General features: G+C 43.8%; 11 protein-coding genes. 7 read left to right on the top strand and 4 right to left on the bottom strand.

What is annotated here, in order from left to right:
• Positions 1–87: 87 nt before the first annotated feature.
• Positions 88–648, bottom strand: coding sequence for a hypothetical protein (locus tag QUB12_RS29700; RefSeq protein ID WP_333142446.1), 561 nt, complete (start codon positions 646–648; stop codon positions 88–90).
• Between the two features lie 190 nt (positions 649–838).
• Here QUB12_RS29700 and QUB12_RS29705 point away from each other — a divergent pair, with 190 nt between their 5' ends.
• The 3 genes from QUB12_RS29705 (at position 839) to QUB12_RS29715 (ending at position 3,653) form a co-directional block, all read left to right on the top strand.
• Positions 839–1,924, top strand: coding sequence for a T4 RnlA family RNA ligase (locus tag QUB12_RS29705; RefSeq protein WP_333142445.1), 1,086 nt, complete (start codon positions 839–841; stop codon positions 1,922–1,924).
• A gap of 172 nt (positions 1,925–2,096) precedes the next feature.
• The gene (locus QUB12_RS29710) at positions 2,097–2,993 is read left to right on the top strand and encodes a phosphatase domain-containing protein (protein WP_333301041.1); all 897 of its coding nucleotides are present in this window, start codon (positions 2,097–2,099) and stop codon (positions 2,991–2,993) included.
• Positions 2,994–3,068: 75 nt separating this feature from the next.
• Positions 3,069–3,653 (top strand): Uma2 family endonuclease, encoded by a 585-nt coding sequence (locus QUB12_RS29715; protein WP_333142443.1) that lies wholly within the window; start codon positions 3,069–3,071, stop codon positions 3,651–3,653.
• A gap of 252 nt (positions 3,654–3,905) precedes the next feature.
• Here the strand turns inward: QUB12_RS29715 and QUB12_RS29720 are convergent, their stop codons facing one another.
• Positions 3,906–5,441 (bottom strand): mercuric reductase, encoded by a 1,536-nt coding sequence (locus QUB12_RS29720; protein ID WP_333142442.1) that lies wholly within the window; start codon positions 5,439–5,441, stop codon positions 3,906–3,908.
• Positions 5,442–5,457: 16 nt separating this feature from the next.
• The gene (locus QUB12_RS29725) at positions 5,458–6,189 is read right to left on the bottom strand and encodes a TVP38/TMEM64 family protein (protein ID WP_333142441.1); all 732 of its coding nucleotides are present in this window, start codon (positions 6,187–6,189) and stop codon (positions 5,458–5,460) included.
• Positions 6,190–6,266: 77 nt separating this feature from the next.
• Here QUB12_RS29725 and QUB12_RS29730 point away from each other — a divergent pair, with 77 nt between their 5' ends.
• Both QUB12_RS29730 and QUB12_RS29735 read left to right on the top strand, forming a co-directional pair.
• Positions 6,267–7,295, top strand: coding sequence for an isochorismatase (locus tag QUB12_RS29730; protein ID WP_333309678.1), 1,029 nt, complete (start codon positions 6,267–6,269; stop codon positions 7,293–7,295).
• Positions 7,296–7,718: 423 nt separating this feature from the next.
• Positions 7,719–8,207 carry a hypothetical protein gene (locus QUB12_RS29735; RefSeq protein ID WP_333309680.1) on the top strand — a complete coding sequence of 163 codons (489 nt, stop codon included), beginning with the start codon at positions 7,719–7,721 and terminating at the stop codon, positions 8,205–8,207.
• A gap of 353 nt (positions 8,208–8,560) precedes the next feature.
• Here QUB12_RS29735 and QUB12_RS29740 read toward each other — a convergent pair whose 3' ends face one another.
• Positions 8,561–9,730, bottom strand: coding sequence for a cysteine peptidase family C39 domain-containing protein (locus QUB12_RS29740; RefSeq protein ID WP_333142438.1), 1,170 nt, complete (start codon positions 9,728–9,730; stop codon positions 8,561–8,563).
• Positions 9,731–9,996: 266 nt separating this feature from the next.
• On the opposite strand from QUB12_RS29740, the gene QUB12_RS29745 reads away from it, so the two are divergent.
• The gene (locus QUB12_RS29745) at positions 9,997–10,137 is read left to right on the top strand and encodes a hypothetical protein (RefSeq protein ID WP_333142437.1); all 141 of its coding nucleotides are present in this window, start codon (positions 9,997–9,999) and stop codon (positions 10,135–10,137) included.
• An 18-nt stretch (positions 10,138–10,155) separates the two neighbouring features.
• A partial coding sequence (locus QUB12_RS29750; RefSeq protein ID WP_333301039.1) for a CHASE3 domain-containing protein occupies positions 10,156–10,898 on the top strand: 743 nt, incomplete at its 3' end.

Raw genomic sequence — 10,898 nt, forward strand, 5'->3', positions numbered from 1 at the left:
TGCGAGTTAAGATATATCATACAATAACGGTAAGGTGCGCGCTTACGCACCCTACATATAGAAGTTGTGCCTCCCAGACTGCCAAACTTAACGCTTCCCAGCTTTAATAGCAGAATTTGCTATTAAAATTAAATCAGATTCTCGTCCGTTCTTAATGACGACGGTATACATAAAACCCTGAGTTTTCCACTGAAGAGTTGCTGTGCAGTAAGCCCCACAACCGTTATGAAAAACTCCTTTCACTCCGCCCGCAAGTTTGACATTTTTTAACGTCTTAGTTACCCCTTCTAGTTTTGTAGTAAACTCCCCGCCTTTTTGACCTAGAATTGACCCAAAAGTGCAAACAGTCGTACCGCCGCAATCTGGTTTATACTCGATTGAAATACTATAGCTGTTTGCTTGTGCTGTAGTTGGATAGTACATTTTTCCCGAAAGCGGAATCCTGCTGGGAATAAAAATAGGCACTTGCGTTTTGCCTTTTAACTTTCGCAAAATTTCATTTACCGGAAACGCAGCGCCTCCTTGAGCAATTTGTGTTGTTCCCGATTGTCGCAGCGACAATGGCGAAGATCCAAAAACAACCGAGGGAGGTACTAAAGCAGTCAATACACAAGCAGAAGTAGCCAAAAGTAATAATTTCTTCTTCACGGTCTTTTTCCTTAATATTCCAAGAGTTTAGTTGGGCGGCAAACCGCATTCACGTATGTACAACCATAATTCAAAATACCAAATTAACACTCGCTTTTCCGGGAAAAATGTTTTTTGACTATCTTGACAAGGTTGCCAGAATATGAAGTCATATATAATATAGAGAAGGCGAGCAATTTAGGAGTCTATCGTGGAACTGCAAGAGTATTTGCGCCAGTACGGATTGGAAACTTTGTCCGAAACTTATCATATCAAAGTTACCCGCCACCGCCAATATCCCGATTTAGTCTGTCTGAAATACTCGCAGATAGAATCTCCATTGGGCGAAAAGATAGTCCAGCAGTGCCGAGGCATTATTTTAGATTCATCTCAAGATTGGCAGATAGTTTCTTATCCCTACGACAAATTTTTTAATTACGGAGAAATTCACGCCGCTGCAATTGATTGGAGTCATGCCAAAGTTTATGAAAAACTAGACGGTTCTCTGACTGTACTGTATTTTTACAAGGGAGAATGGAGAGTGCAATCTAGCGGCACTCCCGACGCGGCCGGTGAAGTTAATGGTTTTGGGTTCACCTTTGCCGAACTTTTTTGGAAAGTTTGGCAAGAATTGGGATATCAATTGCCACAAGAAACAGACCAGTGTTTTATCTTTGAGTTGATGACGCCTTACAATAGAATAGTTGTCCAGCAACAAAACAATCAAATCGTGCTGCACGGGGTTCGCAACACTCAAACGCTGCTAGAAACCGCTCCGAGTATTTGGGCCAATAAATACGGCTGGGAATTGGTAGCATCCTATCCTTTAACTAGCTGGAAAGAAGTTGTCGAAGCGGCTCAACATTTAGATCCGATGAATTCGGAAGGGTATATTATCTGCGATGCTAACTTCAACAGAGTTAAAGTAAAGTCTCCGCAATATGTGGCGATTTCCCATCTGCGCGAAGGGTTTTCTACTCGCAGGATGATCGAGATTGTTTTAACTAATGAAGGAGAAGAGTTTTTAGCTTATTTTCCTGAGTGGAGTAAGTTGTATCAACAAGTTAAGGAGAAATATCAATCTTTGGTTGAAGAAATCGAGGAAGCTTACCGACAGCACGAACATATCGAAGTTCAGAAAGATTTTGCATTAGCTGTGAAACATTTGCCGTATTCCGGGATTTTGTTTTCTTTGCGGGCCCGAAGAGTTGCGGGAGTGAAAGAAGCTCTCCGCGATGTTACTATTCATAAAATAGAAGAGTTGCTGGGTTTAGATTACATCCATCTAGGTTTGTGAAGAAGAAGGCACGACACGGATTTTGACACGGATACACGGATTAATTATCGAGCGTGAGGCAAATGTTTAAGAAAGAGGGAAGAGGGAAGTTCGGCAACGAGCAATGTACGGGATGTAACGGATCTGACGGATGGAATGAAGAGGTAAGTATTTAAACAATGCCCAATGCCCAATGCCCAATGCCCAATGCCCAATTACCAATTACCAATTACCAATTGCCATGAAAAGAGTTATTGTACTTGTCGGTTTACCTGCTTCGGGAAAATCTCAATTTGCTAGGGAATTGCTGCTGTCGGAACCTGCCAAGTGGGTGCGTAGCAATAAAGATTTGCTCAGAGAAATGGCTCACGCTTCTCATTGGTCGCCGGCAAATGAAAAGTTTATTGTGCAGTTGAGAGATACGATTATTTTGATGGCTTTGGAAAGCGGCAAGCACGTCATTGTTGATGATACTAATTTTGGGCCTCACATCGAGCATATCAAGGAGTTGGTTAAAGGTAAAGCTGTTGTCGAAGTTAATGATTCTTTCCTACAAGTTCCGGTTGAGGAATGTATTAAACGGGATTTGAAAAGACTTAATTCGGTGGGCAAAGATGTGATAATGAAGATGTACAATAAGTACGTGCGGGTTCCCGTTGTGCCGCCGGAATATAACCCGGATTTGCCGGATGCAATTATTGTTGATATGGACGGCACATTAGCGCTTCTCAATGGCAGAAATCCTTTTGATGCTTCTACGTGCGATCGCGATTTACCCAATCCGCCAGTTTTAGATACCGTTCGCAAGTGGCAAACCAGCGCCCATATTATTGTAGTGTCGGGCCGCACAGATGATTGTCAGCCTCAAACTGAAAAATGGTTGCAGCAGTATGAGGTCAATTATGCCGCTCTTTATATGCGGAAAACCGGAGATATGAGGAAGGATGCGATTATGAAGGAAGAATTTTATCGGCGGCATATTGCAGGGAAATATAATGTTAAGTTTGTGTTGGACGATCGCCAGCAAGTTGTTGATATGTGGAGAGGCTTAGGATTGACGGTATTCCAAGTAGATGAAGGGGATTTCTAAGGCAGGGTTTGTTTGCGCGGGCGATCTCCCAACTCCTAATGCTACACTCAAAGTAACATTGACAAAAATTTTGTTATGATATCCATTCCCCAACCACCCCAAAAAATGACCGTTGAGGAATATCTCGAATGGGAAGCTCAACAAGAGATTCGCTACGAATATGTCAACGGCGAAGTTTTTGCCAGAATGGGCAGTACAATTCCCCATAACGATATTGCACTTAACTTTTACAGGAACTTGCGCCCGCATCTGCGTTCCAGAGGCTGTCGGATGAACGTGTCAGATGTGAAATTGCAAGTCAGTTTTCAAAGCCGTTACTACTACCCTGATGTGATAGTCAGTTGCGATCCAGAAGACATTAATTCGCGCAATTTCATTCAGAATCCTAAAATCATTGTGGAAGTTCTTTCTCCCAGTACAAGTGCTAAAGATCGGGATGAAAAATTCACTTGTTATCTGAAAATTCCGACTTTGCAAGAGTATATCTTGATTGATTCACAAAAGATTTTTGTTGAGCGTTACTGTCGGGGAGAGGGGAGAATGTGGCTGTACTATTCTTACACTGCTGGGGAGATTATCACTTTATCAAGCATTGAGTTTGATTTGCCGATCGCACTTTTGTATGAAGGTGTTGGATTTGAAACAGAAACAGAAACGTAAAGGGGAATATTGAAACCGCAATCTCTGTAGGGGCGGGTTCACCGAAATCTTTAACACAAATCAAACAATCTGATAAACCCGCCCTCCAACGCCCTATTTTACATCAACATTTGATTCAATAAATTAATGGTAAATTTGTATTTTCTATCGGGTGGGGGCGGGTTTAGGAGATTATTAATTTTTTCCATAGATGGTTGGTGAACCCGCCCCTACGGTTCAATTGTACCTGGTGTTGATTCAATACAGTTCAAACTATCGCGTCCAAGCCAGCCAGCGGTTAAACAAATTTTTCACAAACGGCGTCAAACGAGTGCGATTGTAAGCATCCCCGGCTTTGCGAATTGCATCAGCTTGTGTTGGATACGGGTGAATTGTGCTAGCAATCTTTCCCAAACCAATATTGTTAACCATTGCCAAAGTAATCTCGCTGATCATATCCCCAGCGTGGCGCGCTACAATAGTTGCACCTAATATTTTATCGCTGCCTTTCTTGACGTGAATTTTCACAAATCCTTCCTCTTCGCCGTCAATAATTGCCCGATCGACTTGACTGAAAGGAATTAAAAATGTATCGATATCAATGTTTTTTTCCTTAGCCTCGTGTTCCCCAATTCCGACGCGCGCAATTTCCGGGTTTGTGTAAGTACACCAAGGTATCGTCAAAGCGCTGAGCTTTTTGCGCCCGAAAAATAGAGTGTTTTGAATCACCATCCTCGCGGCAAAATCAGCAGCGTGAGTAAATTTATGTTTCATGCAAATATCGCCTGCGGCATAAATGCGGGGATTAGTAGTTTGCAAGTTGTCGTTGACAAATACGCCAGTTTGTGTATCGTATTCGACACCGATCGCCTCCAGATTCAATCCTTCCACATTGGGCGATCGCCCTGTACTCACAATAATTTCATCTACTGTTACCCATGCTTCCTTACCTTGACATTTATAATAAATTACTTTGCCTGCATTTGTTTTTTCAACGCGATCGATTGTGGATTCTAGTATTAGTTGAATTTCTTCGCGTAGAAAAGCCTGCTGCACAATTTTAGCAGCATCCGCATCTTCCTTATCTAAAATCTGAGCATTTTTGTGCAGCAATACGACTTCCGAGCCCAGCCGCCGAAAGGCTTGAGCCAATTCGCAGCCGATCGGCCCTGCGCCAATTACTGCCAAACGCTGAGGTCTTTCTGTGAGGTTAAAGACAGTTTCATTTGTCAAATATCCAGCTTCTTGTAAGCCGGGAATTTGTGGTTGTAGCGCCCTTGCACCTGTGGCAATTACTGCTTTTTTAAAGCGGAGAGTTTGACCTGCAACTTCTATGGTAGAATTGCTAGTAAAACGACCCGAACCTAAAAAAACATCGACTCCTAATTTGTGCTGGTAGCGTTCAACAGAATCAACATCGCTGATTCCCGCCCTGATGCGGCGCAGCCGTTCCATCACAGCGGCAAAATCCACTTCTGCACCGTTAGAAACATTAACACCAAATTTATTTGCTTCCCAGATATCGCCAACAGTGCGAGACGAGCGAATTAAAGCTTTGGACGGCACACAACCGACATTCAAACAGTCGCCCCCCATCAAATGTTTTTCAATCAAAGCAACTTTCGCGCCCAAACCTGCGGCACCGGCAGCAACAATTAATCCGGCGGGCCCCGCGCCAATTACTACTAAATTATAACTGCTAGCCGGCTGCGGATTTACCCAATCTGGCGGATGCAAATAGGAGACTAATTTCTGGTTGTGCTCGTCCATCGGGGGGACAGTTACGCGATCGACTTTTGACTGCGACATTGGCAAATTATCCTAATTAAATACTTTCTTCCAAAGCTTTGCTGGCTATGCGAGTGATAAATACAGTAACAGCGACAGTAGCAAGAAAGCTGATAATATTAATCAACCCTTTTACTGCGGAATCTTGAGGACTTGCATACACAGTTGCCGTGCCTATCGCAGCAACCTCTCCCACCAAAGAACCCGAGTAAACGTACATAATTGTACCCGGTATCATGCCAAAGGAACCCAGCACGTAATGTTTCAAAGAAACTTGAGTGATTCCCAGAGCGTAATTCAATAAATTGAAAGGAAATAAAGGACAAAGACGAGTCAAAAAAACTATTTTTAATCCTTGTTGGGAAACTGCGCGATCGAGAGCTTTAAACTTGGGGTGAGATTCCATATATTTTACCACGCGATCGCGGCACAAATAGCGCCCGATCGCAAAAGCAAATACAGCACCTAAAGTGGACGCCGCAAAGACGTAAACCGAACCCCACCACAAACCAAAAATCGCCCCCCCTCCCAGCGTCAGTACCGAACCCGGTACAAACAGCACAGTAGCCAAGTTATAAGTAGCTACAAAAGCCACTGGCCCCCACCACCCTAAATCCTCGATCCGCATTAACAGAGTTCTCAAAACATCTTGAACGTAGGCGGATCTAGTTGCTACAATTAAGAGAGCGAGCAAAAGTGCGATCGAAAAAAACAACACTATGCGTTTAAATTTTACCCTAGCATAATCTTGGATTCGTGCTTTTGTCATGATTAACCCGCAAATATTTATCAGCATTATACTGCAAACTTAAATTATTACTGTAAACTACCCTAAAAGCGATCGTCATGACACCAAAAGCCCAACTTCCAATCCCCGAACATTTTGACCCCGAAAAATTAGGCGAAGTCTGGCGAGTACCCTACCAAGAACGCGCCGCCCAAGCGAAAGATTGGGCAAAGCAGCACAACACCCAACCAGCAACCAGCGACAAAAACCGTATTTGTTTGATGATAATCGATGCCCAAAATACCTTTTGTCTGCCCGAATTTGAATTATTTGTGGGCGGGCGTTCGGGTAGTGGCGCCGTTGATGACAACCTGCGGCTGTGCGAATTTATTTACCGTAATTTAAACGCAATTACAACCATTGCGCCGACAATGGACACCCACACCGCCATGCAAATTTTTCATCCAATCTTTTGGATAAACGAAGCTGGCGAACACCCCCTACCCGCCGCAACTTCTATTACACTCGAAGATGTCCAAAAAGGCATTTGGAAAGTCAATCCAGCCGTCGCCGATAGCATCAGCGGGGGCAATTTTTCAGCACTGGAAAAACAGGCTTGCCACTACGTCAAAAAACTCAGCGCCGATGGGAAATATCCCCTGACAATTTGGCCCTATCACTCAATGTTAGGTGGCATCGGACACGCGCTGGTTTCTGCGGTGGAAGAAGCAATATTTTTTCATACTATAGCCCGCAACAGCCAAGCACTTTTTGAAATCAAAGGCGGGAATCCACTGACTGAAAACTATTCGGTTTTGCGGCCGGAAGTGTTAGATGGATTCGACGGCAATCCGATTGCGGAAAAAAATGCTAAGTTTATTGATAAATTGCTCGATTTTGATGCAGTAATTATTGCCGGACAAGCCAAAAGTCACTGCGTTGCTTGGACAATTGATGATTTGCTGACTGAAATTTTGGCGCGAGATCCGAATTTGGCAAAGAAGGTTTATTTGCTGGAAGATTGCACTTCGCCTGTGGTTGTTCCGGGTGTTGTTGATTTTACGGAACAAGCAGATGCAGCTTATCAAAAATTTGCGGCGGCGGGAATGAATGTGGTTAAATCTACTGAGTTAATTTTGGGCGATTAAAGACGAATGTTTTCGGTTGGGTTTTCAGTGCAAAAAAAGTATACATTATGAACCCTAGGCGGTAATTTTTGTTTGCTTGGCACTCTGCTGCGATCGCATTTACAGCGTATTCCAGGTTGATGAAGTATACCCCAGAAACCGGGTTTCTTTACAGTTCTCCCATCCTTACTGATTCTGTTGCTCGAAACCCGGTTTCTCGCCCTCTACATCTACATGGAATATGCTGTAACTGATAGCTTATGATATAGCGATCCTTGCAGGAGTCGTAAAAAGATGTAGGGGTAGTGCTAAGAGTGCCTACCCCGGCCTCATGGGGCAACCACGGGGGGATTGCCCCTACAAGAATTACACAAATGATTTAGGATTGCTATATCATATCCAAAATGCACACTGACTATATAAGTTTAATCAAGGAGTTTCCCGATGATTGAAAGCGAAATTTATAGTGTTGGTCTTTTTCGGGATGCGAGTGTGCGAGCAATTTCCAAACTCTCGGTAGCCATCGCCACGACTCTTCTGAGCACATTTGTAACTGCCACCCAAGCCTACGCAGTTCCCGTCACCTACGATTTCACCATCACTGTTACCAAAGGCGGGTTAGCGGGCAATTCATTCAACGGTTCTTTCAGCTACGATGATGCCAAATTGAAGGGAAAAGGAGTGGAAGAATTGGGAATTACTGACGGATTAACGACCTGCCTAAATTACCTTGGACGCACTTATCGCGAAACCGATGATACCAGTTATCCTAACTTTCCTACACTCAGATTTGAGGATGGCAAGATCACACAACTAGACTTTTGGATTCAGCCGAATCAGCGAGTTAATTGGTGGAATTTACCGGGATGGGAAGTCAAGCTGTCTGAGCCTAAAATGGGCGATTCAACTGTTCCCAATTGTCAAAAACGGTGAGGCATGGCTAAGGTGCGATCGACCGTAAAAATATAGCAGGAATTAGATGCAACTGCCTACGCTTACGGTAATTTCATGCAGCCACGCTACGAAGGTGCGATCGTCGATCGTCGGCTGGGGCGATCGAATCTTTGCGATCGCTAGGAACGGATGATATCATGTCCGATCGAGCGATTAAAAGGGCGGGTTTTTGAGATTGTCAATTATTGGCAGATATTTTCCGTGAACCCGCCCCTACCGTATTATGGGTAATAGACCGGAAATAATATGACTCAAAGATTGTTTGAAAAAAACCGCATGATTCCTCTTCTCTGTCGGTCAATAGTGCCTCTGCGGTTGACGATTTTCAATAACTATTTCCCATCCAATCTGGGGACTTCTTGCAAAAAGCTGCCGCTCAACATTAACTCAGTCATCCGGTCTAAGTTGCCGCTGACTTGCAATTTTTTATCTGTTTGAAAGCGCTCGATATCTGCTTTTAAATTGCCGCTATTATATCCTAATTTACTCAAATAGTCAATAGCTTGTTTGTCACTTAACAAGATATCCGCCGAACGAAAAATCGGCACGTATTCCTCCCGCCAAACCTGGGCAAAAGTTGCTCTATCTAAATAGAAAATCCGGCCCCGCGCCGGGTCTCCAATGGCAGCTACACTGTCATTCATTCCCAGCAAAGCCACCGCGTGGGGTAGCTTCCGAGGGCCGTCAAACAGCCAAACTGCTAGGACTCCGGGGCGATTAATTTGCTGAATTTGCTCCCAAGTTGGCGTTAGTTCGATCGCATTTACGCCCAAAGCTCTTGCTGCTATTATTAACTGTGGCATCGAAGTTCCCAAGCGACTCGTGCCGGCAAAACGCGCTACATTCGATTCCGTCGCATCGATTCCCCAACGCCTTAACACTGTTGCTAGGGCGGCGGGGGCGCAACTGCTGTTAGATGTTTGTCGAAATACACCGTTGGGCTGCAAATTATCTATTAAATCATCGTAAATTGGCGCCATAAAATAGTTTTCAGCGCCTGTAAATCCTCCCAATCCCAAGCAACCAATTAAGATTACTGCGATTACTTGCGATCGCGCTGTCAACCAACTTATACTAAAGCCAATACCGCAGACTCCCATCAGCATCACTCTGAGCAAAGTCCAAGTAACTCGCATCCCGTGAAAGCGCCACTCGATCGGCAAAGCAGGCATTTGAGGCATATTTAAAGCCAGTAGCAGCAAGGCAATATAAAAACCCAAAAACAGCAGGGCGATCGAGTTTCTGCCCTTGAACAAATCATTAGCCGTCACTCCCGATCGAACTAACACCCGCCCGAACCGCATTCCCCAGACAAACAGCACCGAACCCAGCACCAGCGTCACTACTATTTCCATGACCTTAAAATTTTGTTGCTTAACGCTAGTTGTAACATTTATGCGATCGACTTGAACCCCAATCAATAGTGCGAGAGAGGAAGAGTGGGAGAGAGGAAGAGTGGGGGAGAGAATTTGACCACGAATTTCAAAGGTGGTACCCGCCACGTGATTTATCCGTGGAATCAATCCAAAATCGAAAATCACTTATTGCCCCCGCATTTATCCGTGGGCTCAATCGAAAATCGAAAATCTAAAATCTAAAATCGATTGACGATGTTTGGGTTTGGTTCCTGAATTTCTCGCTACAATCGAATAAACAGGATTTATCCAAAATCGAAGCAGGTAAAACAACCCTTAATTCTCAAGGCTTTGACCTGCATAGCTTGCTCGATATTAAGTTTTTTCAGGTTTTTCTTGATGAGTCTGAGTCAATGGTTGAGAATGAGATAATTCCGCTACCTAACCCAACAGGAGACATTGCCATGTTTGCCAACTTAAAGCTGAGAAACGGGATGCGACTAGGATATGCACTTCCCATTGCTTTGAAGGGGATTAATGTGTGGGTTTTTTAAAGATAGGAAAAATTTAAGATGATTAACTTCAAAGCCACCAAATTAAGAGAGCGTATTCTGTGGGGATATTCCCTACCTATTTTGCTTTCAGTTGGAGCAGCTACTTTGGTTTTCTTTAATGCTAAAGAAGTCGAAGAAAAAGCAAAAGTGCTAAATAATTCTCATGCTGTTGTTATAGATTTGAAAGAGCAACAGCTAGGATTTGCAGGTATGCAAAAAGCGGCTCGTGGGTATTTTTTGGCCAAAGATAGTGCTTTCTTAACTGAATACAATGAAGAGGCAAACAGCTTTGACAAATCCTATCAGGATTTACTTAATCGGGCACAAAACCCGCAACAGCGCCAGCGGCTAGAGGAAATGAAGGTCTTAAAAAATCAGATAGACCAAGGCTATAAACAAGCCTTTTCTTTGGTTGATCAAGGTAAGCAAGACGAGGGACTTAACTTATGGAAGACACAAATTGTACCAAAGCTTCGTCAGGTTGATGCTATAGCTAAGGAGTTTCAAAGCACCGAGGAAGGGATTTTAATTGAGCAAGAAAAAGAGCAAATTAAAGCTTTGCAGTTCCTGACTACAGTGGTGATTTTAAGCACTGCTGTAGCTGCACTTACGGCAATTGCGATCGCTCTGGGGATTGCTTCAGGCATTGCAAAGAGCATGAATCAGTCAGTCAATATGATTGTTAGTTCTTCCACAGAAATTGCGGCCACAGTAGAACAGCAGGAACGCACAGCCGCACAGCAATCGAGCTCTGTAAATCA

Origin of the sequence: Microcoleus sp. B7-D4 (assembly GCF_036705125.1) — a bacterium.
Lineage (GTDB): Bacteria > Cyanobacteriota > Cyanobacteriia > Cyanobacteriales > Microcoleaceae > Microcoleus.

Coding starts and splice junctions, on each gene's coding strand:
- QUB12_RS29730 (WP_333309678.1), top strand. CDS start 6,267: ATGACACCAAAAGCCCAACTTCCAATCCCCGAACATTTTGACCCCGAA.
- QUB12_RS29725 (WP_333142441.1), bottom strand. CDS start 6,189: ATGACAAAAGCACGAATCCAAGATTATGCTAGGGTAAAATTTAAACGC.
- QUB12_RS29745 (WP_333142437.1), top strand. CDS start 9,997: ATGGTTGAGAATGAGATAATTCCGCTACCTAACCCAACAGGAGACATT.
- QUB12_RS29720 (WP_333142442.1), bottom strand. CDS start 5,441: ATGTCGCAGTCAAAAGTCGATCGCGTAACTGTCCCCCCGATGGACGAG.
- QUB12_RS29710 (WP_333301041.1), top strand. CDS start 2,097: ATGCCCAATGCCCAATGCCCAATTACCAATTACCAATTACCAATTGCC.
- QUB12_RS29735 (WP_333309680.1), top strand. CDS start 7,719: ATGATTGAAAGCGAAATTTATAGTGTTGGTCTTTTTCGGGATGCGAGT.
- QUB12_RS29715 (WP_333142443.1), top strand. CDS start 3,069: ATGATATCCATTCCCCAACCACCCCAAAAAATGACCGTTGAGGAATAT.